This window comes from Streptomyces monashensis (assembly GCF_001866665.1).
Taxonomy (GTDB): domain Bacteria; phylum Actinomycetota; class Actinomycetes; order Streptomycetales; family Streptomycetaceae; genus Streptomyces; species Streptomyces monashensis.
In genome coordinates this window covers 15787-41669 of record NZ_MLYO01000017.1, presented here as the reverse complement: position 1 = coordinate 41669, position 25883 = coordinate 15787, and the positions used below count along the sequence as shown (strand labels likewise).

The 25883-nt window shown below is 72.6% G+C and carries 14 protein-coding genes and 1 pseudogene; 14 read left to right on the top strand and 1 reads right to left on the bottom strand.

All coding sequences use genetic code 11. From position 1 onward, the window contains the following. Window positions 1–264 carry an acyl carrier protein gene (locus tag BIV23_RS09895; protein WP_071380422.1) on the top strand — a complete coding sequence of 88 codons (264 nt, stop codon included), beginning with the start codon at window positions 1–3 and terminating at the stop codon, window positions 262–264. Between the two features lie 30 nt (window positions 265–294). After that, window positions 295–1233, top strand: coding sequence for an MBL fold metallo-hydrolase (locus BIV23_RS09890; protein WP_071380421.1), 939 nt, complete (start codon window positions 295–297; stop codon window positions 1231–1233). A gap of 103 nt (window positions 1234–1336) precedes the next feature. On the opposite strand, the gene BIV23_RS09885 is transcribed toward BIV23_RS09890, so the two are convergent. After that, on the bottom strand, window positions 1337–1825 hold the full coding sequence (locus tag BIV23_RS09885) for a nuclear transport factor 2 family protein (RefSeq protein ID WP_071380420.1): 489 nt from the start codon (window positions 1823–1825) through the stop codon (window positions 1337–1339). Window positions 1826–1982: 157 nt separating this feature from the next. Between BIV23_RS09885 and BIV23_RS09880 the strand changes: the two genes are divergently transcribed. The 12 genes and pseudogenes from BIV23_RS09880 (at window position 1983) to BIV23_RS09830 (ending at window position 25881) form a co-directional block, all read left to right on the top strand. After that, window positions 1983–3590: a class I adenylate-forming enzyme family protein gene (locus tag BIV23_RS09880; protein WP_245790477.1), complete on the top strand. Its 1608-nt coding sequence runs from the start codon at window positions 1983–1985 to the stop codon at window positions 3588–3590. A gap of 53 nt (window positions 3591–3643) precedes the next feature. Beyond that, a complete protein-coding gene (locus tag BIV23_RS53175) occupies window positions 3644–3769 on the top strand; it encodes a hypothetical protein (RefSeq protein ID WP_281250130.1) in 126 nt (41 codons plus the stop codon). Continuing rightward, complete coding sequence (locus tag BIV23_RS09875; RefSeq protein WP_245790475.1) at window positions 3766–5490, top strand: FAD-dependent oxidoreductase; 1725 nt, start codon at window positions 3766–3768, stop codon at window positions 5488–5490. The genes BIV23_RS53175 and BIV23_RS09875 overlap by 4 nt, the downstream gene beginning before the upstream one ends. 2 nt (window positions 5491–5492) lie before the next feature. After that, complete coding sequence (gene fabG, locus BIV23_RS09870; RefSeq protein WP_071380418.1) at window positions 5493–6275, top strand: 3-oxoacyl-ACP reductase FabG; 783 nt, start codon at window positions 5493–5495, stop codon at window positions 6273–6275. A 27-nt stretch (window positions 6276–6302) separates the two neighbouring features. Then, window positions 6303–7283 (top strand): aromatase/cyclase, encoded by a 981-nt coding sequence (locus BIV23_RS09865; RefSeq protein ID WP_071380417.1) that lies wholly within the window; start codon window positions 6303–6305, stop codon window positions 7281–7283. 182 nt (window positions 7284–7465) lie between these two features. Next, window positions 7466–9940, top strand: a complete 2475-nt coding sequence (locus BIV23_RS09860) for an FkbM family methyltransferase (protein WP_071380416.1) — start codon at window positions 7466–7468, stop codon at window positions 9938–9940. A 16-nt stretch (window positions 9941–9956) separates the two neighbouring features. Continuing rightward, complete coding sequence (locus BIV23_RS09855; protein ID WP_071380415.1) at window positions 9957–10808, top strand: 3-hydroxyacyl-CoA dehydrogenase family protein; 852 nt, start codon at window positions 9957–9959, stop codon at window positions 10806–10808. A 76-nt stretch (window positions 10809–10884) separates the two neighbouring features. Then, a complete protein-coding gene (locus BIV23_RS09850) occupies window positions 10885–11139 on the top strand; it encodes an acyl carrier protein (RefSeq protein WP_071380414.1) in 255 nt (84 codons plus the stop codon). Between the two features lie 30 nt (window positions 11140–11169). Beyond that, on the top strand, window positions 11170–12324 hold the full coding sequence (locus tag BIV23_RS09845; protein ID WP_071380413.1) for an acyl-CoA dehydrogenase family protein: 1155 nt from the start codon (window positions 11170–11172) through the stop codon (window positions 12322–12324). Next, window positions 12321–13361 carry an HAD-IIIC family phosphatase gene (locus BIV23_RS09840; protein WP_071380412.1) on the top strand — a complete coding sequence of 347 codons (1041 nt, stop codon included), beginning with the start codon at window positions 12321–12323 and terminating at the stop codon, window positions 13359–13361. Before BIV23_RS09845 ends, BIV23_RS09840 begins: the two co-directional genes overlap by 4 nt. A 45-nt stretch (window positions 13362–13406) precedes the next feature. After that, a pseudogene (locus BIV23_RS48485) lies at window positions 13407–25028 on the top strand (amino acid adenylation domain-containing protein); the annotation flags it as partial. Further along, window positions 25021–25881: an alpha/beta fold hydrolase gene (locus BIV23_RS09830; RefSeq protein WP_071380410.1), complete on the top strand. Its 861-nt coding sequence runs from the start codon at window positions 25021–25023 to the stop codon at window positions 25879–25881. The pseudogene BIV23_RS48485 and the gene BIV23_RS09830, both read left to right, overlap by 8 nt. Window positions 25882–25883 lie beyond the last annotated feature (2 nt).

Genomic DNA, 25883 nt, shown 5'->3' with positions numbered 1-25883 from the left:
ATGGACCGGCTCGAGCTGACCGATCTTGCCGCCCTGCTGCGCGACGCCGCGGGCGATGGCGAAGGTGTACCCCTGGACGAGGACACCCTGGACACCCTGTTCATGGATCTCGGCTACGACTCGCTGGCCCTGCTGCAGGTCACCGGCGTCATCGAGCGTGACCACGAGGTGATCCTGGACGAGGTGGCGCTCGACGAGGCGGAAACCCCGCGCCAGTACCTGGACCTCGTCAACGCCGCGCTGTCCGCGCGGGCCGCGGCCTGACACATCACCTGAATACGGCAGGAGCTGACCGTGACGAGCACGCCGCCCGCCCCTTCTTCCGCACGGCGCGCGCCGGACGGTCGGCTCGCCGAGGTCGCCGACGGGGTCTTCGCGTATCTGCAGCCCGACGGCGGCTGGTGCCTGAACAACGCCGGACTGCTGGTGGACGGCGGCGAGTGCGCGCTCGTCGACACCGTGGCCACCGAGGAGCGGGCCCGCCACCTGCGCACCCAGGTGCTGCACACCGCGGGGCGACCGCCGCGGTTCCTGGTCAACACGCACTTCCACGGCGACCACACGTTCGGCAACTTCGTCTTCCCCGAGGCCGTCGTGGTCGGCCACGAACGGGCCCGCGCCGAGGCCGCCGCGGCCGGTCTGCACCTGACCGGGCTGTGGCCCGACGTGTGCTGGGGCGACCTGGAGGTCGTCGTGCCCGACCTCACCTACCACGCCCGGATGACGCTGCACGTGGGGTCCGTCGAGGCACGGCTGGTGCACCCGGGCCCCGCGCACACCACGGGGGACACGGTGGTGTGGCTGCCCCGCCAACGGGTGCTGTTCACCGGCGACCTCGTGATGGCGGGCGCCACGCCGTTCTGCCCGATGGGTTCCGTGTCCGGCTCGCTGCGGGCGCTGGCCGAACTGCGCGCACTCGGTGCCGTCACCGTCGTACCGGGGCACGGGCCGGTCGGCGGCCCCGAACTGTTCGACGTCAACGAGGCCTATCTGCGCCGTCTGCAACGGCTCGCGGCCGAGGGCATCGCCGCGGGGCTCAGCCCGTTGGAGACCGCCCGTGAGGCCGGTCCGGGCCCGTACGCGGACCTCCTGGACGCCGAGCGCCTCGTGCCCAACCTGCACCGTGCCTATGCGGAGGCGCGCGGCGCGGTCCCCGGCGTCCCGCTGGACATTCCCGCGCTCTTCGGCGAGATGGCCGAGCACCACGGGGGCCTGCCGCTCTGCCGCGCGTAGGGCCGCCGGAGCCGCCGGAGCCGCCGGAGCCGCCGGAGCCGCCGGTGGCCGACGGCGTCCGCGACGTCCGTCGGCGCGGCTGCGCTCGCCTGCGCGTACGACGTCAGGCCACGTCCCCCGTCAGGCCGTCGTGCAGGAGGTCGTCGCGGGTCACCAGACGTGAGCGGGTGCGCCACTTGCCGCGCGAACGGACCAGGACGTCCTCCAGGACGCACACCCGCGACACCTTGGACTCGCCGCCGTACGGCGTGGCGTACACCAGGGCGTAGGCGCGCGTGTGCAGCGTCCCGTCGGGCTGCGGGTCGACGTCGAGCATGCCGATCCAGTGCCGAAGCTGCTCACCGCTCCGCTTCTGCTGAACGCCGTTGCGGCGGACGCTCGCCGCGAGCGCGGCCCGGCCGTGCAGCGGCTTCTCGAGCGTGGGCACGGCGAAGACCGCGTCCTCGGTGAACGTGCCCGCCCAGCGCTCGGCGTCCTGCAGGTCGAACAGCTGCATCTGGTGGGCGTAGAACTGCTGGACCGCCGCGTACAGGGTGGCGAACTCCACCTCGTCGGACGGGAGTTCGGCGCGGCGGCGCAACGTGGTGGCCATGGGTGCCTCTTCCTTCCTGAAGCCGTTCGATCGGATGCCGACACTGTGTGCGGCGCAGATCGAGCACTCTTCAAAGATTCCTCGAGCGGTCCGACGGACGGTGAGGTCCTCAGGCGGCGCACCCGGCCGCCTGCCGAGAGCCGGAGGAGAACGAGAGTTGAGCACCCTCACCGACCTTGACCTCCCGCTGGACGGACTGCTGCGCCGCGCGGCCCGCCGGGACCCCGACGGCGTCGCGGTGCGCACCGGGGGGCGGGCGGTCGGCTTCGCGGAGCTGGACACACAGGCCGACCGGATCGCCGCGTACCTGCGCGAGACGACCAGGGGCAGGTCCGGCGTCCGCGTGGGCGTCGCCAACGTCCTCGACCCGGCCTTCGCCGCCGCCTACTACGGCACCGTGCGCAGCGGCGCCACGGTCGTGCTGGTCAACCCGCTGATCGGGGAAGACGGCCTGCACCACGTCTTCGCCCGGTCCGACACCGAGATCGCACTCGTGCCCTCGGCCACGGCCGAGCTCCTCGTCAAGCTGCGCCCCTCCCTGCCGCGGCTGCACACGATCCTGGTCACCGACGCCCCCGACGGCGTCGTGCCCGCCGACGCCGTGCCACTGGAAGCAGCCCTGCAGTGGACGCCGTCACAGCCCGTGGCGGGGCCCGCCGATCCGGGTGCGATCGCCTGCGTACAGTTCACGACCGGCACCACGGGCCGGCCCAAGGGGGTCCTGCTCACCCACCGCAACCTGGTCGCGAACGCCCAGCAGGTCGCCCTGGCCCACCGCCTGACGGGCACCTCGGTCGCCCTCAACCATCTGCCGCTGTTCCACGTCATGCATCTCAACTCGGCGATGTACGCCGGGGCCTGCCAGGTGCTGTGCACAGACCCCGACCCCATCGCCTCACTGGCCGAGGCCGCCGCGGCCCGCGCCACCCACTACTACGGGCTGCCCGCACGGCTGCACGCCCTCGCCGCGGACGAACGCCTGGCGAGCGCGGTGTCCCCCGGGCCGCAGCTGACCGCCGTGCTCTCCGGCGGCTCGGCGCTGCGACCGGACGCGGCGCGCACGCTGTGCGCACGGCTCGGCGTGCCCGTCATCCAGGGGTACGGCATGGCCGAGCTCTCCCCGCTCACGCACTGCCAGCAGCCCGACAGGTACCGGACGGGCACGGTCGGCCCCGTCGTTCCCGGCACCGAGTGCCGGCTGGTGGACCTGGCCACGGGCCGCCCCGCCGAGCCGGGGGCCACCGGTGAAGTCCAGGTCAGGGGGCCGCAGCTGATGGCCGGCTACCTCGGCGACGAACACACACCGCGCATCGACGCGGACGGTTGGTTCGCCACCGGAGACGTCGGCCGCCTCGACGAGGACGGTGCCCTGCGCCTGGTGGACCGGCTCGCGGACGTCTTCAAGTACGACAACGAGATCGTCTCGCCCAGCCGGATCGAGCGGGTCCTCGCCGAGGACCCGCGGGTCGCCGACTGCGTCGTGGCCGACTGGCCCGACGCCGAGCACGGCGCGCTCGTATGGGCGGGCATCGTCCTCGCCGACGACGCCGAAGCCTACGCCGGACCGCACGCCCTCTCCGGGCGACACCCGGGCACCGGAGTCCTGGACGTCCTCGACTCGATCACCACGCGGGCCAACGAGCGCCTCGCGCACTTCGAGCGGATCCGTCTCGCCGAGGCGGTCGAGACGGTCCCGCGCACCCCCACAGGCAAGCCCCAACGGCGACTGCTGCGCGCGCAGTTGAAGGTGCAGGCCGCTGCCTGACCGCCACCGCCGCCGATCCCGTCCGGCGATCGGCCGACCCCCTGGAACGGACCATGGTGACCATCGTCAGCACGCTGACCTCGCACGGCGACATCGACGCCGTCCCCTCCGCCAACGACCGCCGCACCGCTCACGCGAGCGCCCGATCCGGACGATACGCCGTGGAGGTGAACGCGTGAACCGGCCCCAGGTCCTCATCGCGGGCGCCGGGCCCGTCGGACTGACCGCCGCCCACGAACTGGCCCGCCGCGGGCTACGGGTGCGGCTGGTCGACGCCGCGTCCGGGCCCGCGCCGACCAGCCGCGCCGTGGCCGTGCACCCGCGCACCCTGGAGACGTTCGACCAGATGGGCGTCGTCGAAGAGCTGCTCGCCCGGGGGCGCAGGAACCGTGCGTTCACCATGTGCGCCGAAGGGGGCCGGCCCGTCCGCCTCCAGGCCGACTACGCGTCGATGCCCACCACCTACCCCTACACCCTCATCGTCGGGCAGACCGAGACGGAGGCCGTGCTGCGCGCGGCCCTCGCGCGGCTCGGCGTCGACGTGGAGTGGGGGGTGCGCCTCACCGCCTTCACCCAGGACGAGCACGGCGTGCGCGCCACGCTGACCACCGCCGACGGCGACGAGGAGGACGTCGAGGCCTCCTGGCTGGTCGGCTGCGACGGCGGACACAGCACCGTCCGCAAGGTGCTGGGCCTCGAACTGCGCGGCGAGAGCAGCGAGACATGGATGCTCGCCGACGTGCCCGTGGCCACCGACCTGCCCCCCGACACCATCTACTGGACTCACACCGGCGGCCAGGCACTGATGATGGTGCCCTACGCCCGCGAGGGCCGGTGGCGCCTCCTCGACACGGCGCCCCCGCGCGGCGGCGCGGATCCGCGCGACGTCGAGGAGCGGCTGAGCGAGAAGCTCACCAAGGGCCTCGGCCACCCGGTGCGGGTCGGCGCGAGCGCGTGGACGTCGGTGTTCACGTTCCAGCAGCGCATGGTCGAGCGCATGCACGACGGCCGCGTCTTCGTCGCCGGTGACGCCGCGCACGTGCACAGTCCCGCCTCCGGGCAGGGCATGAACACCGGCATCCAGGAGGCGTACAACCTGGCCTGGAAGCTGGCCATGGTCGAACAGGGCCACGCGGCCCGCGAGTTGCTCGACACCTACAGCGAGGAACGTGTCCCGGTCGGCGCCGCGCTGCTCGCCTCCACGCGCACCGCCACCTTCCTCGTCCAGCTGAAGAACCTGCTGGCCGGCCTGGTGCTGCCGGCCGTCTTCGCCGTCGTCCGCACCGCGACACCGCTGCGCCGCGCCATCCAGCGCAAGGTGCTCGGCGGCATGTCCGGCCTGCGCATCGACTACGCGGAGTCGTCGCTGACCACGGTGGACCGATACGTGTACGTGAGCAGGATATGGCCCACCGTGGTGTCCGGCGCCGAACCGACCCCGGCGCCCGGCGCCGGTCAGCGCGTCACGGCCGGCGCCGTCCACGACCCCGCCGACCCGGGCTGCCGGGCGTTGGCCGCCGAACTGCGCGACCCGCGCTGGTCGTTGCTGCTCGCGGCGGGCGGCACGGGCCCGGGCGACGTCCCCGTCGGGGTGGCCTTCACCGCGGCCGCCCAGTACAGCGAGTGGCTGTCGGTCCGGACCGTCGGCGGCAGCGGCCCCGACGGGCCCGCCCCGCTCGCGGACCCGGACGCGACGCTGCGCACCGGGCTCGGGCTCCGGCCCGGCCACTGGATCCTCGTCCGCCCCGACGGCTACGTCGCCGCCCGCGACACCGTCCTCGGACGCACCGCCCTGAACAGGGCGATCGCCCCGGTGGGCCCCGCCTGCGAACTCGCCGACGAGGCACGGAGCGAGCCCGGCTTCGGCCTGCGGACCACCCACGACCTCGAGGAGCACTGATCATGCCCGACAAGCAGCCTGTCGCCCTGGTGACCGGAGCCACCAGTGGCATCGGCCTGGAAGTGGCCCGCACCCTGGGCCGCGCGGGACACCGGGTCTTCCTGTGCGCCCGCACCGAGGCCGGCGTCGAGCGGACCGTCCAGGACCTGCGCGCCGAGGGCATGGAGGCCGGGGGCCGGGCGGCGGACGTGCGCTCGCGCGAGTCCGTGGCCGGTCTCGTACGCGCCACCGTGGACACGTACGGTCCCGTCGACGTCCTGGTGAACAATGCCGGGCGCAGCGGAGGCGGCGTCACCGCCGACCTCACCGACGAACTCTGGTACGACGTCATCGACACCAACCTCAACAGCGTGTTCCTGGTGACGCGTGAGGTGCTCAAGAACGGCGGCCTGGAGCAGGCCGCGGCGGGCCGGATCATCAACATCGCCTCCACCGCGGGCAAGCAGGGCGTGCTGCTCGGCGCCCCCTACAGCGCGTCCAAGCACGGAGTGGTCGGCTTCACCAAGGCGCTGGGCAGGGAGCTGGCGCCCCGCGGCATCACCGTCAACGCCGTCTGCCCCGGCTACGTCGAGACGCCGATGGCCCAGCGGGTGCGGCAGGGGTACGCGGCCGCCTGGAACACCACCGAGGACGACGTGCAGACGCAGTTCGAGGCGAAGATCCCGCTCGGCCGCTACTCCACGCCCGAGGAAGTCGCCGCCCTGGTCGGCTACCTGGCCTCCGAACCCGCCGCCTCGATCACCGCGCAGGCGCTCAACGTCTGCGGTGGCCTGGGCAACTTCTGAACCGTGTGGACGAACCGAGTGAACCCAATGAGAGGTGACGAGGTGTTTGTGGTCTCGGGTGAGCGTGTGCACCGTACGAGGCACTCCGTCGAGGTGGACGCCCAGGCCGGAGTGGTCTACGGGCTGATCTCGGACGCGGTGCAGTGGCCGCTGTTCTTCCCGCCGAACGTGCACGTGGAGCGGCTGGAGTTCGACGGGACGAACGAGCGGTTGCGGATGTGGGCGCTCGCCAACGGCGACGTGCGCTCGTGGATCTCGCAGCGGGTGCAGAACCCGCAGGAGCGGCGCATCGAGTTCCAGCAGACCCGCCCCCAGGCGCCTGTCGAGACGATGTTCGGCACCTGGATCGTCGAGGAACGCCCCGGCGGCGCCAGCCTGCTGACCCTGCTGCACGACTTCACCGTCGCCGGTGACCGCCCCGAGGACGTGGCCTGGGTGGAGCGGGCCTGCGACACCAACTCCCGTGCGGAACTGGGCAATCTCAAGCGCCTCGCCGAGCGCTGGACACGCCTGGACGAGATAGTGCTGTCCTTCGAGGACTCCGTGCGCGTCAAGGGACCGGCCGAGCTGGTCTACGACTTCCTGTACCGGGTGGGCGACTGGCCCGAGCTGATCCCGCACGTCTCCCGCCTCGACGTGACCGAGGACACCCCGGGCGTCCAGGTCATGTCGATGGACACGCTGACCGCCGACGGCAGCGCGCACACCACCGAGTCGGTGCGGATCTGCTTCCCGCACGCCGGCCGCATCGTCTACAAGCAGACCACGACACCCGCCCTCATGGAGGCGCACACCGGCGAATGGTCGGTCGTGCCCGACGAGACCGGCGTCACCGTCGTGTCGCAGCACAGCGTCGTGCTGCGCGAGGAGGCCGTCGAGAACGTGCTCGGCGCGGGGGCGGACATCGCCGTGGCCCGCCGCTATGTGCGCGAGGCGCTGGGCCGGAACTCGACGGCCACCCTGAACCTCGCCAAGCGGCACGCGGAGTCCGCGATCCGCGTCCTGTGACCTGATCGGACCCGACCCGATTTCCCCGGCCGGCCGATACGGCGTCGACCGCTGCTCCGGCCCCGCTCGAGGAGCCGCGACCAGGCTTGCCTGGTGACGAAGCCCTTGCAGGGACGCGGGGCAGCAGCGGGTACTCGACCCTTTTCGCCCTATCTGGCCGGCTGACACCCTCAAGGAGAGGCATGAGTCCCAACACGACCACAGCACAGGCACGCCCCGACGCCGACGCCGAGCCGCTCGGCGCGGTCCCGTGGCACCTCGCCCTCGTCAGCGGAGCGAGCGGCGACGCGCTCGAATCCGGACTGGCGGGACTCAAGGCGCAGTTCACCGGGATCGACGGGCGCGAGGACGTGCCCGTGCGCGTCCGTACCCTCGGCGAGGGCGGCCACCGCGCCGCCGTGCTCGCGGGAGCGGGCGCCGCCACCGAGATCGGCGCGCAGCAGCCCCGCCAGGACTCCGCACCGGTCGCCTTCATGTTCCCCGGCCTCGGCGACCACTACGTCGACATGGGCCGCGACCTGTACCGCGACTTCCCGGTCTTCCGTGCCGCCCTCGACGAGTGCGCCCGGCTGCTGCGGCCCGAACTCGGCCTGGACGTCCGCGAGATCGTCTTCTCGGGCGAGGACGGCGAGCAGACCGCGGCCCCGGTCCTCGACCTGCGTCGCATGCTCGGCCGGGACAGCACGCCGCTGAGCGAGCACGAGCAGCGCCTGAACGCGACGCGCCTGGCCCAGCCGGCGCTCTTCGCCGTCGAGTACTCCCTGGCCCGGCTGTGGGAGTCCTGGGGCGCTCGCCCCTCCGTGATGATCGGCTACAGCCTCGGCGAGTACGTCGCCGCCACCCTGGCCGGCGTGCTGTCCCTGAAGGACGCCCTCACCCTCGTCGCCCGCCGCGCCGCACTGATCGACGCGCTGCCCGAGGGCGCCATGCTCGCCGTGATGCTCCCCGAGAGCCAGGTGCGCGCCCTGCTGCCCGAGGGCCTGTCCCTGTCGGCCGTCAACGGGCCGGAGTTCTGCGTGGTCGCGGGTCCTGTCGCCGCCGTCGAGGAATTCGGGCGTTCCCTCGCCGCACAGGACGTCGTGGCCCGCCGCGTGCAGACCACGCACGCGTTCCACTCCTCGATGATGGAACCCGTCGTCGAGGAGGTCACCGAACTCGCGCGGACCTTCACGCTGAACGCGCCCCGCGTTCCGTACGTCTCGAACGTCACCGGCCGCCTCATCACCGCCGCCGAGGCCACCGACCCCGCCTACTGGGCCCGCCACCTGGTCAGCACGGTGCGCTTCGCCGATGGCCTGACGACACTCGCCGCCACCCCGCTGCTGCTGGAGACCGGCCCGGGCCAGACGCTCGCCAGCCTCGCCACCGTGGCGCGCGGCAGCGACGTCGGCACCGTCGTGGCGTCCATGCGCCACCCGCTCGACCGTCAGTCGGACTCCGCGGTCGCTCTCAAGGCCCTCGGACGGCTCTGGCTCGCCGGGGCCGACATCGACTGGACGGCCTTCCCCGCCGGCGAACTCGCCGCGAACGAGATCGAACTCGTCGCCGACGGCGCCACGACAGCGCGCCGCGACGAGGAGCACGTGTCCACGGACACCGAGCGTGAGCTGCGCGGAGTGTGGGCGAAGCTCCTCAAGAACGAGCAGTTCCCGAGCGACGTCAGCTTCTTCGAGCTCGGCGGCAACTCGCTGCTCGCCACCCGCCTCATCCTGCGCGTCAAGCGGACCTTCGGCCCCGAACTGCTGCTGCGCCAGGTGTACGAGTGGTCGACGCTCACGCGGATGGCGCAGGCGATCGACATCCTGCGCGTCGGCGGTGAACTGACCGCCCGCGACGAGGAGGGCACCTCGTTCACCGGCAACTCCCTGGCCAGCATCAAGCTGCCCAACGGGCTGACGGTGCACCACCAGAACGAGGCGGAGACCCTGCACTTCTACGAGGACATCTTCGAGCACCGGGCCTACGCCAGGAACGGGATCTCCCTGCCCGACGGCGCCACCGTCTTCGACGTCGGCGGCAACATCGGCCTGTTCACGCTCTTCGCGCACTACGAGGCCAAGGACGTACGGGTCTTCACCTTCGAGCCCGCTCCGCCGATGTTCGAACTGCTGAGCCAGAACGTCGCGGAACACGGCGTGAACGCGACGCTGTTCCAGATCGGCGTGTCCGACGCCGAGACGACGGCCGACTTCACCTTCTACCCGCGCAGCACGGGCATGTCCTCCTTCCACCCCGACGAGGAGGAGGAGAAGCACAATCTGCGCACCATCATCGCCAACCAGCAGAAGGCCGGACCCGATGCCCGGATCGAGGAGCTGGTCGCCTCCGACGAGCTGATGGACGTGCGGTTCGAGGCGGTCGAGTTCACCGCCACGCTGCGCCCGCTCAGCGCGGTCATCCGGGAACAGGGCGTCGAACGCATCGACCTGATCAAGATCGACGTGCAGAAGAGCGAGGGCCAGGTACTCGACGGCATCGCCGACGAGGACTGGCCGAAGATCCAGCAGATGGTGCTCGAGGTCCACGACGCGGACGGCCAGGTCGCCCGCCTCGTCCAGCTCCTCGAAGGCTATGGCTTCGCGGTCGGCGCCGAGCAGGACGAGCTCTACGTCGGCACCGACATCCACATCATCTACGCCGTGCGCGGCGCACACTGACGGAGTCGAACGAGACATGGAATTCACGACCGCGGGAGTCGTCGGCGCCGGTGTCATGGGCGTCGGCGTCGCACAGAACCTCGCCCAGACCGGGCATCGGGTGGTCCTCGTCGACGTCAACGACGAGGTGCTCGACCGCGCCCGCGCCGAGCTGCGTACCAGCCTGCGCGCCTTCGCCCTGTTCAACAGGGAAGCGGCCGTCGACCCCGCCGACGTCTTCGACAGGATCGAGTTCACCACCGACTACGAGCTGCTGGCGAAAGCCGACTTCGTCGTCGAGAACGTCACCGAGGACTGGAACATCAAGAAGGAGGTGTACGAGCGGATCGACCGCATCGTACGCCCCGAGGTGATCTTCGCCGTGAACACCTCGGCGATCTCCATCACACGCGTCGGCTCGGTCACCTCGCGCCCCGAGCGGGTCGTCGGCATGCACTTCATGAACCCGGTGCCGATGAAGCCGATGGTGGAGGTGATCCGCGGCTACCACACCACGGACGCGACCATCGACACCGCCCGCCGCTTCCTCGCCGAGCTCGGCAAGGACTGCGTCGTCGTCCAGGACGTGCCGGGCTTCGTCTCCAACCGCGTCCTGATGCTCACCATCAACGAGGCCGTCTTCCTGGTCCAGGACGGTGTGGCCCCCGCGGCGGACGTCGACCGCATCTTCAAGACCTGCTTCGACCACAAGATGGGTCCCCTCGAGACGGCCGACCTCATCGGCCTCGACACCATCCTCAAGTCCGTCGAGGTGCTCTACGAGAGCTTCAACGACGACAAGTACCGGCCCGCTCCGCTGCTGAAGAAGATGGTCGCCGCCGGCCTGCTCGGGCGAAAGAGCGGCGAGGGATTCCACAAGTACCGCTGAAACCCAACCGGTTGGCCGCGCCGCCGTACGACGAGGCGACAAGACGAGACGACGAGACGACAGGACGGAAACAGAGATGAGCACGGACACCAGGGCCAGGATCGCGCAGTACCTCTCCCGCTTCTTCCCGGTGCAGGACCTCAAGGACGACGACGACATCTTCGAGCTCGGCTTCGTCAGCTCGATGTTCGCGATGCAGCTCGTCTCCTTCGTCGAGCACGAATTCGCCATCACCATCGAGAACGAGGACCTGGAGCTCGAGCACTTCCGCTCCATCAAGGCCCTCGACGCCTTCGTCACGCGCAAGCTGTCCGTCCCGGCCGCCGGCTAGGGGACGGCGAAGGCGAGAGCGGACACCACGATGACCGGAGCACTCAGCGCGCAACAGGCCCAGTCCCTCAAGGAGTTCAGGGACTTCGCCGACCTCCGTATCGCGCCCCACGCCGACTCCTGGCACCGCGCCCAGCGCACCCCGCCCGAGGTCGTCCGGCTCCTCGCCGACGAAGGACTGCTCGGCCTGCCCGTGCCGAGCCGGTACGGCGGCGGTGGCTGCGACGCGGTGACCCTCGGACTGCTCGCCGGGGAACTGGGGCGCGCCTGCTCCTCCGTACGCAGCCTGCTCACCGTGCACACGATGGTGGCGCACGCCGTCGCGCGCTGGGGCGACCGCGCCCTGAAGGAGACCTGGCTGCCACGTCTGGCGAGCGGTGAGACGATCGGCGCGCTCGCCGTCTCCGAGCCCGGCGCTGGCAGTGACGCCTCCGCGGTCACCACGCGCCTGGTGCGAGACGGCGACGACTGGATCGTCGACGGCCACAAGAAGTGGATCACCTACGGGCAGAGCGCGGACCTGTTCCTCGTCGTCGGGCAGAGCGACCAGGGCCCCACCGCCCTGCTCGTGGAGCGCGACACCCCGGGCCTGCGCACCGAGCTGATCGAGGACCTCGTGGGCATCCGGGCCTCGATGACCGCGCACGTGTACCTGGAGCGCTGCCGGGTCCCCGGCGCACAGCTCCTCGCCCGGCCCGGGCTCGGCGTCTCGCACGTCGTCGGAGCGGCCCTCGACCTCGGCCGCTACACGGTCGGCTGGGGCTGCGTCGGCATCCTCGACGCCTGCCTGGAGGCGAGCGTCGACTACGCCTCGCAGCGCGAGCAGTTCGGCTCGCTCATCAAGGAGCACCAGCTGGTGCGCCGCATGATCACCGGCATGTACACCGACGCCCGCGCCGCGCGGCTGCTGGCCCTGGAAGCCGGGCGGCTGCGCGACGAGGGCGACCCCGGAGCCCTCGCCGCGACGTCCACGGCCAAGCACTTCGCCGCCACGGCCGCCGGCCGCGCGGCCCTGGACGCCGTGCAGATCCACGGCGCCAACGGCTGCGGTTCCGACTATCCCGTCCAGCGCTACCTCGGCGACTCCCGGGTCATGGAGGTCATCGAGGGCAGCACGCAGCTCCACCAAGTGGGCCTTGCCGAGTACGCGTTCCAGGAGCGCGCACTGCGAAGGAGTATCCGATGACCGCGACGACCGTCACCACCGTCAAGTGCGTGGTGTGGGATCTCGACAACACCGTGTGGGACGGCGTTCTGCTGGAGGACGGGGACGTCACGCTGCGCCCCGGCGTCGTGGACGTGATCCGGACCCTCGACGAGCGTGGCATCCTGCACTCGATCGCCAGCCGCAACGACCACGACGCGGCCATGGCCAAGCTCGAAGAGCTCGGCATCGCCGAGTACTTCCTGTACCCGCAGATCAACTGGGGGAACAAGTCCGACTCCGTGCGCGCCGTCGCCGAGGCGATCAACATCGGCATCGACACCCTCGCCTTCGTCGACGACCAGCCCTTCGAGCGTGACGAGGTCCGCTTCGCCCACGAGCAGGTCCTCACGGTGGACGCCCTCGACGTCGCGGGTCTGCCCGACCTCCCGCAGCTGCGGCCCCGCTTCGTCACGGACGACTCGCGCGAGCGCCGTCACCTCTACCGCGCGGACGCCCGGCGCAAGGAGGCCGAAGGGGCCCACCACGGTACCGACGAGGAGTTCCTCGCCTCGCTGAACATGCGCTTCACCATCGCGCCCGCGCAGGAACGCGACCTGCAGCGTGCCGAGGAGCTCACGGTCCGCACCAACCAGCTCAACGCCACCGGCTACACCTACTCCTACGAGGAGCTGGACGCCTTCCGTCGCTCTCCCGACCACGATCTCCTGGTCGCGGGCCTGGAGGACACGTACGGCACGTACGGCAAGATCGGCCTCGCCCTCGTCGAGCGCGGCACGGACGCCTGGACCGTGAAGCTGCTCCTGATGTCGTGCCGCGTCATGTCGCGCGGTGTCGGCTCCGTGCTCCTCAACCACCTCATCAACAGCGCCCACGCCGCGGGTGTGAAGCTGCGCGCGGAGTTCGTGCCCACGAGCCGCAACCGGACGATGTTCGTCACCTACAAGTTCGCCGGCTTCCGCGAGGTGGGCAAGCGGGACGAGGTGTCCGTGCTCGAACACGACGGCGTACATCTGCAGGGCTTTCCGCCGTACATGGATATCACGGTCGAGGACTGAGGAGACACGACGCAGATGGCTGAGAACAACGCGGCGGCGAGCGAGGAGCGGCTGCGGCGGGCCATGGCGGCCGTCCTCCAGCTCCAGCAGCGCAACGCCGAACTGGAGAAGCGGCAGACCGAGCCCGTCGCCATCGTCTCGATGGCGTGCCGGCTGCCGGGCGGCATCGACACCCCGGAGCGGTACTGGGACCTGCTGGCGAGCGGCGGCGACTCCATCGGCCCCTTCCCCGAGCGCTGGGACGACCTCGACCTGTACGACGCGGACCCGGGCGCCTTCGGCAAGAGTTACGCCCGCGAAGGCGGGTTCCTCGACGGCATCGACGAGTTCGACGCGGAGTTCTTCGGCATCACGCCCCGCGAGGCCCTCGCCATGGACCCGCAGCAGCGGCTCGTGCTCCTGACCGCGTGGGAGGCCCTGGAGCGCGCCTCGGTCGTGCCGGACACCCTCAACGGCAGCCGCACCGGCGTGTACGTGGGCGCCATGCGCTCCGACTACGGAACCGGCCAGGCCGAACTGGAGTCGCTGGACGGCTACCAGGGCACCGGCATCTCCGGCAGTGTCGTCTCCGGCCGGCTCTCCTACCAACTGGGCCTGCAGGGCCCCGCCGTCACGGTGGACACCGCCTGCTCGTCCTCGCTGGTGGCCCTGCACATGGCGTGCTCGGCCCTGCGCGCCGGGGAGTGTGACACCGCCCTCGCCGGCGGCGTCACCGTGATGAACTCGCCCGCGCTGTTCGTCGAGTCGAGCCGCCTCGGCGCCATGGCGCCCGACGGCCGTTGCAAGAGCTTCTCCGCGCAGGCCGACGGCGGCGGCTGGTCCGAGGGCTGCGGCATGCTCGTCCTCAAGCGGCTGTCGGACGCACAGCGCGACGGCGACCCGATCCTCGCCGTCATCCGCGGTTCGGCCGTCAACCAGGACGGCCGCAGCCAGGGCCTCACCGCGCCCAACGGCCCCGCGCAGCAGCGGGTCATCCGCGCGGCCCTCGACGCGGCCCGCCTCACCCCCGCGGACATCGACGCCGTCGACGCCCACGGCACCGGCACTCCCCTCGGCGACCCGATCGAAGCAGGCGCCCTCGCCCGGGTGTTCGGACCGGGACGGTCCGCGGACGCCCCGCTGCTCCTCGGGTCCTCGAAGTCGAACATCGGTCACACCCAGGCCGCGGCCGGTGTCGTCGGCGTCATGAAGATGGTCCTGGCGCTGCAGGGCGAACGACTGCCCAAGTCCCTTCACACCGAGGAACCGAGCCCGCACATCGCCTGGGAGGGCAGCGGCCTGCGGCTGCTCGACGAGGTGCGCCCGTGGAAGCGCGGCGCCCGGCCGCGCCGGGCGGGCATCTCCTCCTTCGGTATCAGCGGCACCAACGCCCACCTCGTCGTGGAGGAGGCCCCTCCACCGCAGTCCGCCGAGCAGGAGACGGCGGCCGGCCCCGCGCTGCCGCACCACCGGACCCAGCCGATCGTGCTCTCCGCGAGCGACCCGGAGGCCCTGAGCGCCCAGGCGCGTCGCTGGGCCGACTGGTTCGCCGCCCGCCCCGGACTGCCGCTGTCCGACGCCGCTCGCACGGCGGCCCTGGGCCGCACCCACTTTCCGTCCCGGGCCGCCGTTCTGGCGCACGACGGCGAGGAAGCCGAACGCATCCTGCGTGCCCTCGCCGACGGGCTGCCGCACGAGAACCTGATCGAGGCGCAGGCCGAGGAACGCGGCAAGGTGGTCTTCGTCTTCCCCGGCCACGGCAGCCAGTGGCGCGAGATGGGGCGTCAACTCCTCGCGGACTCCTCCGTGTTCGCGCAGACCGTCGACGCCTGCGACCAGGCCTTCCGGCCGTGGATCGACTGGTCGGTGCGCGACCTGCTCGCCGTGCCCGACGAGGACGTTCTCCCCTTCGAGCGCCTCGACGTCCTGCAGCCCGCGCTCTTCACCATGGCTCTCGGCCTGGCCGCGGTGTGGCGGTCGCTCGGCCTCGAACCGGCGGCCGTGGTCGGCAGCAGCCAGGGCGAGGTACCGGCGGCCGTCGTCGCGGGCGCCCTCTCCCTCGACGACGCCGCGAAGATCGTCGCCCTGCGCAGCCAGGCACTGCTGCGCGAGTGCAGCGGGCTGGGCGCCATGGCCCTGCTCGAACTGCCCGTGGCCGAGGTGTCGGAACTCATCGCCCCGTACGGCGACGCCCTGTCCGTGGCCGTCGTCAACACTCCCGGCTCCACCGTGGTCTCCGGCGATCCGGAAGCGGTGGACGCGCTGCTCGCCGGTATGGCGGGACGGGACGTGTTCTGCCGGCGGCTCAGCGCCGACGCGGCCGGGCACTGCGCACACGTCGACCCGATCCTGCCCGGCCTGGCCGAGCACTTCGCCGACGTGCGCCCCCAGGAGTGGACCGTCCCGTTCTACTCCACGGTGGCGGGCGCGGTCCTGCCCGGCACGGAGCTCGACGGCACGTACTGGTGCCGCAACCTGCGCGAGCCGGTCCGCCTGGACCGCGCCCTGGACAAGCTCGTCGGTGACGGCTTCGGCGTGTTCATCGAGATCAGCTCGCACCCCGTCCTCGGCATGCCGTTGACCAGCGCCACGGCCGACCACCGCGGCGTCGTGGTGGGCACCCTGCGCCGTGGCCAGGGCGGAACCGCCGAGTTCGTGCGCTCGCTCGCCGCCCTGCACGCGCAGGGCCACGAGGTGCGGTGGGAGCGAGTCCTGGGAGCGGGCGAGCGGAGCCTGCTGCCGCAACTGCCCACGTATGCGTTCCAGGGCCGCAGGTTCTGGTTCGACGCCCCCCGCCGCGGTCACGCCGACGGCCGGGCCGCGAGCGGCATGCCGGACGTCGAGGACACGTCCTCGTCCCGTCCGGCCGACCTGCGCGGGCAACTCGCCGCGCTGCCCGAGCCGCAGGCGCTGGACAAGCTCACCGAAGTCGTGCGCGAGCAGGCCGCCGTGGTGCTCGGCGTCGGCGAACCCGTTCCCGCCGACCAGCGCCTGCAGACGTTCGGTCTCGACTCCATCATCGGGCTGCAACTGCGCAACCGGCTCGGCAAGCTGACCTCCCTGAGCCTGCCCACCAACGTGGCCTTCGCCCATCCCACCGCGCACGCGCTCGCCGCCCACCTGCTCGACCTCATGCGCGACGACGCGGGCGCGGCGAGCGACGTACCGCCACTGGAGCGCGGCGAGCGGCGGGGAGTCCACCCCGCCACCGACGGGCAGCGCCGCCTGTGGTTCCTCGAGCAGATGGAGCCCGGGAGCCCCCAGTACAACGCGCCGGTGGCCCTGCGGGTCGCCCGGCCGCTCGACCCCGCCCTGCTCGCCGACGCCCTGACCCTTCTCCTGCGGCGGCACGAGGCGCTGCGCACGGGCCTGGAGATGCGCGACGGCGAACTCGTGCAGGTCGTGCACGACGACTTCGTCACCCCCTTCACCCACGAGGACCTCTCGGCGAGCGACCCCGAGGAGGAGCAGGTGCGCGCCCGGGTCGGCGCCGAGGAGCGTGCCCCCTTCGACCTGTCGGGGCCGTCCCTGGTGCGCCTGCTCCTGCTCGACGTGCCAGACGGCGGGCAACTGATGTGCCTGACGCTGCACCACGCCATCGGCGACGGCTGGTCGCTGACCCTGATGCTGGAACAACTGCACACGATCTACGATGAGTTGGCGCACTCGTCGGACATCGCCGAGGTGCCCGTCGCGTACCACCTGGGCGACTACGCGGCCTGGCAGGAGCGCGCCGTGCAGGGCGGCCACTTCGCCGCCGGCCTGGAGTACTTCGCGGCGGAGCTCGACGGCATGGGCCGGCTCGACCTGCCGGAACAGCACGGTGCGGCCGGCGGCGGCGGTACCGTCCCGTTCGCCGTACCCGCGGAGCTCCGTGGCCGCCTCGAGGGGCTCGCGGCACGCATCGAGGTCACCCCGTTCACGCTCTACGCCGGCGCCTTCGCGGTGCTGCTGGCCCGCAGCACCGACAGCCACGACTTCGGCCTCGGCACCGTCTGGGCCAACCGCGAGCTGGCCGGCACCGAGGACCTGGTCGGGTTCCTGGTGAACACCCTCCCGCTGCGCTGCGACGTGACCGGCGATCCGACGTTCGAGGAACTCCTCACGTCCATGGAGGCACGGGTCCGCCGCCTGTCCGAGCACCAGGACGTGCCCCTCACGGAGGTCGTCCGGGCGGCCGCGGGCGCCCGCACCGGCGACGAGAACCCGCTCTTCCGCGCCCTGTTCAACTTCCGCGGCACCTCGCTGGCCGCCCTCGGCGACGGCGCCGACGCATGGACGCCGTCGGACGACACGAGCATCACCGGCACCCCGCGCGGCGTGGCCAAGTCCGAACTCGGCCTGACTCTCGCTCCCGACGGGGCCGGCCTCCTCGGCGAGCTGGAATACCTGCCGCACGTCATCGACGCGGACACCGCCGGGCGCATGACGCAGAACTTCGTCGCTCTCCTCGCCGACCTGGTCCAGGACCCCACCCGCCCGATCAGCCACGCCGAACTGCTCGGCGACGAGGAACGGGCCTGGTTCGAGCAGTGGACGCGTCGCGCGACCCAGGACGCCGACGGGCACCCCGACAACGCCCTGCACCGCATCCTCGCCCAGAGCAGCCGGACCCCCGACGCGGTGGCGGTGGCCGACGACGAGGAGCAGCTCACGTACCGCGAGTTGGTCCTGCGCGCCGGGGCCCTCCGTGAGGACCTGCGCGGGCGCGGGGTCACCCACCGCTCCCTCGTCGGCATCCACCTGCCGCGCTCGGTGGACATGGTCGTCGCGGTGCTCGGCACCTGGCTCGCCGGTGCCGCCTACGTCCCGCTCGACCCCGCCTACCCCGCGGCCCGGCTCGAGCACGTGGTGCGCGACAGCGGCCTGAAGGTCGTCGTCTCCACGGCCGACGGCGCCGCCGAGGGCTTCGCCGACGACGTCGAGGTCCTGGTGCGCGACGGCCACCCCGCGGCGGCCGCGGACCTTCCGCTGCCGCCCGCCGGTCTCGCGCCGGACGACCTCGCCTACGTCATCTACACCTCCGGTTCCACCGGCAATCCCAAGGGCGTCATGGTCGAGCACGACCAGTTCGCCACCTTCTGCCGGGCCATGGACGAGCGGGTCGGCGGCGGACCCGGGCACACCTGGCTGGCCGTGACCAGCCTGTCCTTCGACATCTCCACCCTCGAGCTGCTGTGGACCCTGACCCGCGGCTACCGCGTCGTCATCGCCCGGGGCTCGGCGGCCGACTGGGCCGGCTACGCCCACTGGGCGCCCACCCACCTGCAGTGCACCCCGTCGCTGGCCCGCATGCTCCTGGCGGACGCCGACGGCAGGGACCTCGTGGGCAACCTGGAGCGGATGCTGGTCGGCGGTGAACCGCTGGACCGGGAGCTGGCCCGCAGGCTCGGCGAACTCCTCGACGGCGAGCTCACCAACATGTACGGCCCGACCGAGACCACCGTGTGGTCGTCCGCGTGGACCGTCCAGCCGGGCGAGGTCAGCCTGGGCGAGCCGCTGCACGGCAACCGGCTGTACGTCCTCGACCGCGCGGGCCGACGCGTACCCCGGGGCTTCAGGGGCGAACTCCACATCGGCGGCCGGGCCGTGACGCGCGGCTACCTCGGGCGGCCCGAGCTCACCGCCGAGAGGTTCGTCCCCGACCCGTTCGCCGGGGACCCGGACGCGCGCATGTACCGCACCGGGGACGTCGTACGGCACCGTGCCGACGGCACACTGGAGTTCTGCGGGCGCAGCGACTCGCAGGTCAAGCTGCACGGGCACCGCATCGAGCTCGGCGAGATCGAGTCGGTCGCCGCCGAGTGCGCCGCGGTCGCCGAGTGCGCCGCGGTGGTACGCCCCGACGCCGCCGACGAGCCGAGGATCTACCTGTACTGGGCCCCCGCGCCGGGCGGCGAGGACGGAGGCGACCTGCTGTCGGCCCTGCTCGCGCGGAGGCTGCCCGGCTACATGGTGCCCTCGCACCTCGTGGCCCTCGACGAACTGCCGCACACGCCCAACAAGAAGATCGACAAGGGCGCCGTCGTCCGGCTCCCCCTGCCGTCCGCCCGGACCGCACCGGCACCGCACGGCACGGCCGACGCGACCGAGGCGATCGTCGTCGACGCCTGGGCGACGGTGCTCGGGCGACCGGAGATCGACCCCGACAAGGGCATCTTCGACCTCGGGGCCGACTCGATGGCCGCGCTCAAGGCCCACAAGCTGATGTGCGCGGCCCTGGAGCGGGAGTTCCCCCTCACCACGCTGTTCCGGTATCCGACCGTCCGTCAGCTGGCCGGCTATCTGCGGGGCGCGGACGTGCCCCAGGACCTCGGCGCCGGACGCGCACGGCGGGCGCACGACGACCGTATCGCCGTCGTCGGCATGGCGTGCAAGCTGCCCGGTGCCCCCGACATGGACGCCTTCTGGGACAACCTGCGCGGCGGGGTGGAGTCCATCACCCACTTCACCGATGAGGAACTCATCGCCGCGGGAGTGCAGCCGCAGGACCTCACCCACCCCGACTACGTGCGGGCCCGCGCCGTCGTGGCGGGCGCCGACCAGTTCGACGCCGCGTTCTTCGACTACTCGCCCGCCGAGGCCGAGTCGATGGACCCGCAGCATCGGCTGCTGCTCGAAGTGGCCTGGCAGGCCTTCGAGAACGCCGGGATCGTCCCCCAGGAGGCCGAAGGCAAGGTGTCCGTCTTCGCGGGCGCCGGATACGGCGGCTACCCGCAGGGCGACACGTCCGACCTGTCGTCCTTCTACCGCACGATGATCGGGAACAAGAGCGACTACCTCGCCACCCGGATCGCCCACCGGCTCAACCTGCGCGGACCGGCCCTGACGGTGCAGACCGCCTGCTCCACCGGGCTCGTGGCCACGCACCTGGCCCGCGAGAGCCTGCTGAGCGGCGAGTGCGACATGGCGCTCGTCGGAGCCTCGTCCCTGACCATCCCACTGGTCCAGGGCTTCGTCCACCAGGAGGGGCTGGTCGTCTCGCCGGACGGCAAGTGCCGGGCCTTCGACGAGAAGGGCAGCGGCACCGTCTTCGGCAGCGGCGTCGCCGCGCTGGTGCTGCGCCGGCTCTCCGACGCCGAGGCCGCCGGTGACCGCGTCTACGCCGTGCTGCCCGGCAGCGCCGTCAACAACGACGGCGCCGACAAGGCGGGCTTCACCGCGCCGAGCGTCAACGGACAGGCCTACGCCGTCGCCGAGGCGCAGGCCGCGGCGGGAGTCGTCCCGGCGGACATCGGGTACATCGAGGCGCACGGCACGGCGACCGCGCTCGGCGACCCCATCGAAGTGCAGGCCCTGCAGAAGGTGTTCGGTGGGGCGGACCGCACCGAACCCTGCGCGCTGGGCTCGGTGAAGACCAACATCGGTCACGCGGACGCCACCGCGGGCCTCGCCGGACTGATCAAGGCCGTGCTCTGCGTCCACCACGGCGAACTCGTGCCCAGCCTCAACTACGAACACCCCAACCCCGAGATGGGGCTCGACCCCGGCCTCTTCCGCGTCAACACCGAGCTCAGGCCCTGGCAGAGCGACGCCCCGCGCCGGGCCGGAGTCTCCTCGTTCGGGATCGGCGGCACCAACGCCCACGTCGTCGTCGAGCAGCCCGCCCCCGCCGCCCCGCGGCAGCCGGCGGCGCCGGGCGGACCGCTGCCCCTCGTGCTCTCGGGCAAGGACGCGGCGGCCCTGCGTGACCAGGCGGCCCGCTGGGCCGACTGGCTCGGACACCGGCCGCAGGCCTCCCTCCCCGACGTCGCGCACACCGCCGCCCTCCGGCGCACCCACTTCTCCGAGCGCGCCGTGGTGCACGCGCACACCCCGCAACAGGCGGCCGAGGCGCTGCGCGCCCTCGCCGAGGACCGTCCGCATGCCGACGTGGCCCGGTCCACGGCCGTCACCAGGGGCCGGACCGTCTTCGTCCTGCCGGGGCAGGGCGCGCAGTGGCTCGGCATGGGCCGCGCCCTGCTGGCCGAGTCGCGGGCGTTCGCCGAGACCGTCCGCAGCTGTGACGACGCGTTCACGCCGCTCATCGGGCAGTCCGTGGCCGGGCTCATCGAGGGCGACGGCACCGACGCCTCGTCGCTGGACCGGCTGGACGTGCTCCAGCCGCTGATGTTCACCATGTACGTGTCCCTGGCCGCGGCCTGGGGCGAACTCGGCGTCCGCCCGGACGCCGTCGTGGGCCACAGCCAGGGAGAGGTCGCGGCCGCCGTGATCGCGGGGGCGCTGACGATCGAGGACGGCGCGCGCATCATCGCCGTCCGCAGCCGGGCCCTGCAGGACGTGGCCGGCGTGGGCGCGATGGCCACCGTCGAGCTGCCGCTCGAGGACGTGCTCCAGCGGATCGCCCCCTACGGCGACCGGCTCTCGGTCGCCGCCGTCAACACCCGGCGGTCGGTGGCGCTGTCCGGGGACGCGGAGGCCGTCGAGGACCTGCTGTACGCCCTCGACGACGACGACGTCGTGTGCGGCAAGCTGGAGGCGCCCGTGGCCTCCCACAGCCACCACATGGACGCCCTGCTGCCCGGCATCGAGGCGGAACTCGCGTCCCTCGCCCCCCGGCCGTCGGACGTGCCCTTCTACTCCACGGTGACGGGCGACGTACTGGACGGCACGGCGCTCGACGCCGCCTACTGGTGCCGCAATCTGCGCGAGCCCGTCCGGCTCGACCAGGCGCAGCAGCGGCTGCTCGACACCGGACACGACGTGTTCGTCGAGGTCAGCCCCCACCCGGTGCTCGCCATGCCGCTCGCCGACGGGGCCGAGCGGTCCCTGGTCGTCGGCACCCTCCAGCGGGACCACGGCGGACGCGGCCAACTGCTGCGCAACCTGGGACTGCTGCACACAGGCGGCCACCGCGTCGACTGGGCGAGCGCCCTGGGCGAGCGGGGCACCGCCGCCGTCGCCGACCTGCCCGGATACGCCTTCCAGCGCCGCAGCTACTGGATCGACGCGCCGTCCGCCGCGCCCGGTAACGGCGCTCCGGTCGTCGGCCAGGCCTTCTGGGACGCGGTGGCCGACGGGGAGGGCACGCGTCTCGCCGAGGTCCTGGACGCACCCGACCGCCTGCGCGACAGCATCGACGAGCTGCTGCCCCTGATAGCCGACTGGTGGCACCGGCAGGAGACGGACGCCAAGCTCACGGGCTGGCTGTACGAAGAGGCCTGGCGCCCGGCACCCGCCGCACCCGCGGCGGCCGCCGGAGTGTGGCTCCTGGCCGACGCCGGCACCGACAGCGCCCGGGACCTGGCCGACGCCGCGGCGCAGGCCCTGCGCACAGCCGGGGCCGACGTGCACCGGGTGCGCGCGAGCGCGGACCGGGACGCCGTCCGCGAGAGCCTGGCCGCGCTGCCGCAGGAGCCCGCGGGCCTGCTCACCTTCGGTCCCCTCGACGACGCCCTCGCAGACGGCGGAGTCACCGAAGGGCTGCGCACCACGCTCGCCCTGCTCCAGGGCGCCGCCGACGCCGGTCTGACGTCGCCCCTGTGGGCGGTCACCCGCGGTGCCGTCGACGTCGACGGCACCGAAGGAACTCCGAGTCCGACGCAGGCCCTGGTCACGGGGCTCGGCCGGGTCGCGGCCCTCGAGGACCCACTGCGCTGGGGCGGCACCGTCGACCTCCCGGCGCGGCCGCACGACGGCTGGGCGGACCAGCTGGTCGCGGCGCTGGTCGCGGGCGACCACGAGGACCAGGTCGCGCTGCGCCCGTCCGGACGCTTCGCCCGGCGCCTGCGGCGCACCCGGCCCGCCGCCTCCGGCGCCCCGTGGCAGGCGCGCGGCACGGCACTCGTCACCGGTGGCCAGGGTGCCCTGGGCCGGCACCTCGCCCGGCGTCTCGCCGACAGGGGCGCGCAGTGCGTCGTACTCGCCTCGCGCCGTGGCGAGATGACCGACCAGACCCGTGAGCTGCAGGCCGAACTCGCCGAACAGGGAGTGCGGTTGAGGGTCGAGGCGTGCGACATGAGCGACCGTGCCCGCGTCCGCGACCTCGTCGCGCGCGTCCGCGACGAGGACGGCCCCCTGACGTTCGTGGCCCACCTCGCGGGCGTCTCCCGCATGGCGCCTGTCGGGGCCCTCACGGAGCAGGCCGTGACGGAAGAAGCCGCCGCGAAGGTGCTCGGCGCCTGGCACCTGCACGAGGCGCTGGGCGATCACCCGCTGGACGACTTCGTGCTGTACGGCAGCGGCGCGAGCCTGTGGGGCGGAGCGGGACAGGCCGTCTACGGCGCCGCCAACACCGCCCTCGACGCCCTGGCCCGGCACCGCAGGGACGCCGGACTCGCGGCGACGGCCCTGCACTGGGGCGGCTGGGCCGACGGCGGCATGGTCGACGCCGACGCCGAGCGGATGGCGCGCTCCCGCGGCCTGCGCTCCATGGCACCCGCAGCCGCTCTCGACGCGCTCGAACTCGCGCTGCGCGCCCGGACGGTGTCCCTCGGTGTGGCCGACATCGAGTGGCCCCTGTTCGCCCCGGCCTACCGCGCGGCCCGGCCCCGTCCGCTGCTCGACGAGATCGAGGAGGCACGGCCCGCTCCGGACGCCGACGCCCCGGTCGCCGACCCGTCCGCGGGCAGGGAGCTGCGCGAGCGGCTCGCCGCGCAGAGCGCCGAACAGCGCCTGCGGACCCTGACCGACCTGGTGAAGACCGAAGCGGCGGCCGTGCTCGGCCTCGCGGTACCGGACCTCGTCGCGGAACAGCCGCTGCAGGAGCTCGGACTCGACTCCCTCATGGCCGTCACCGTCCGCAAGGAACTGGCGCGCCGTACGGGCCTGTCCGTCACCACCGAGGTCATCCTGCGTCACGCCAGCTGTGCCGGGATCGGCGCCCACCTGCTGGCCCAGCTGCTGCCGGACCCGGCCGCCACCGTGCCCGCCCGCCCGCAGGAGGCGGCCGGCAGTCCGTGGCTGCGCGTCCTGAAGCGATCCGAAGCACCCCGCGCGCGCGTCTTCTGCATGCCGGGCATGGGCGGCACCACGGGCGGACACATCCCGCTGATCCGCCACCTGCCGGACGACGTCGAGCTCGTCGGGATCCAGCTGCCCGGCCGCGAGGCGCGGGCGGGCGAGGATCCGGCGAGCGACATGATGGCCCTCGCCGACCACGTCATGGCAGCCCTGTCCGGCAGCCTGGAGGTGCCCTTCGTCCTGTTCGGACACAGCCAGGGCTCCTGGCTGTGCTGGGAGGTGGCCCACCGACTCGCGCACCGTCCCGGGGTGCCCCCGGCGGCCCTGGTGGTGGCGTGCGCGCTGCCTCCGCACGCCGAGCCGACGCCGGGACTGCGCCGGCTCGCCGAACTCACCGGGGACCTCGGCGAGATCGCGCTCGAGGAACTCGCGGAGGTCTTCCAGGGCCTGCTGCCCGAGGAGATCCTCACCGACGAGGAGCTGCTGGCCGACTACGCCGACCGGCTGCGCGCCGACACCGCTCTCGCCGAGAGCCACCGCGCCGCCCTGGACGGCGTGCACCGACCCGCTCTCACGCTGCCCGTCTTCGCCGTCGAGGGCAGTGACGACCCCGTCCTGCCCTCCGGCTCGATGCGGGTGTGGCGCGAGCTGACCACGGGAGCGTTCGTGCCGTCACGCATCGACGGAACGCACGCGGCACCGATCGTCAACGCCGAGGCCATGGCGAGCGAACTGATGACCGCGATCGCGCAGATCGCCACGACTGCTGAGGAGAACCATGCCTGAGATCGAGCGCCCCGACGGGGCACGCCTCCACTACGAGGTGCACGGCGAGGGGTTCCCGGTCCTGCTGCTGGCTCCCGGTGGGGCGGACAGCCGCGCGGACCTGTGGGATTCCAACTTCTACAACCCGGTGACGGAACTGGCCCGCCACTTCCGTGTGATCGCGATGGACCAGCGGTACGCGGGCCCCAGCACCGCACCGGCGGAGCCGTTCTCCTACGAGCGGGGCGCGGCCGACCAGCTGGCCGTCCTGGACGAACTCGGCGTCGAACAGGCGCACGTCGTCGCCGCCGGGAGCGGCACGGCGCAGGCCTGGCGGCTGGCGCACGACGCGCCCGGACGGGTGCGCTCGATCGTCGCGCAGGAGCCCGTCGGCGTCGACCCGGCGGTCAACAGCCTGAGCACGTATCTGCACCAGTTCGACGAGCCCATGCGTTTCGCCCGAGCCGAAGGCCTGGAAGCGGTCGTCGAGGCGGCCGTACGCGACGGCCGGTTCACCGCCAACCCCGCTGCCGGTCCCTTCGCGGGCAGGCTGAACAGCGACCCCGCCTTCCGCGCGGAGATCCTGGCCCGGCGCCGGGAGCGCTACATCGTGCAGGTCGTGCGCTTCCGCGACGGGATCTGGCCCGCCGGGTCGGCCTACTTCTCCGTACCCCAGGAGTGGATGGCGACCTGCCCCGCCCCGCTCCTCGTACTGCCCGGCACCGATGTCGCGCACCCCGAGGTGATCGCCAAGCGGATCGCCGGCGAGGCGCCCCGGGCGACGCTCCTCGACACGGACTTCGCCGCCGCGGACAAGCGTGCCGAGACGGTCGACGCCGTCGTCTCCTTCCTGACCACCCACACACCCCGCTGACG

What these genes read in the sequence shown, in the direction of transcription:
- BIV23_RS09895 (WP_071380422.1), top strand. Translation starts at nt 1, where the DNA reads ATGGACCGGCTCGAGCTGACCGATCTTGCCGCCCTGCTGCGCGACGCC.
- BIV23_RS09885 (WP_071380420.1), bottom strand. Translation starts at nt 1,825, where the DNA reads ATGGCCACCACGTTGCGCCGCCGCGCCGAACTCCCGTCCGACGAGGTG.
- BIV23_RS53175 (WP_281250130.1), top strand. Translation starts at nt 3,644, where the DNA reads ATGGTGACCATCGTCAGCACGCTGACCTCGCACGGCGACATCGACGCC.
- fabG (WP_071380418.1), top strand. Translation starts at nt 5,493, where the DNA reads ATGCCCGACAAGCAGCCTGTCGCCCTGGTGACCGGAGCCACCAGTGGC.
- BIV23_RS09865 (WP_071380417.1), top strand. Translation starts at nt 6,303, where the DNA reads ATGAGAGGTGACGAGGTGTTTGTGGTCTCGGGTGAGCGTGTGCACCGT.
- BIV23_RS09860 (WP_071380416.1), top strand. Translation starts at nt 7,466, where the DNA reads ATGAGTCCCAACACGACCACAGCACAGGCACGCCCCGACGCCGACGCC.
- BIV23_RS09855 (WP_071380415.1), top strand. Translation starts at nt 9,957, where the DNA reads ATGGAATTCACGACCGCGGGAGTCGTCGGCGCCGGTGTCATGGGCGTC.
- BIV23_RS09850 (WP_071380414.1), top strand. Translation starts at nt 10,885, where the DNA reads ATGAGCACGGACACCAGGGCCAGGATCGCGCAGTACCTCTCCCGCTTC.
- BIV23_RS09845 (WP_071380413.1), top strand. Translation starts at nt 11,170, where the DNA reads ATGACCGGAGCACTCAGCGCGCAACAGGCCCAGTCCCTCAAGGAGTTC.
- BIV23_RS09840 (WP_071380412.1), top strand. Translation starts at nt 12,321, where the DNA reads ATGACCGCGACGACCGTCACCACCGTCAAGTGCGTGGTGTGGGATCTC.
- BIV23_RS09830 (WP_071380410.1), top strand. Translation starts at nt 25,021, where the DNA reads ATGCCTGAGATCGAGCGCCCCGACGGGGCACGCCTCCACTACGAGGTG.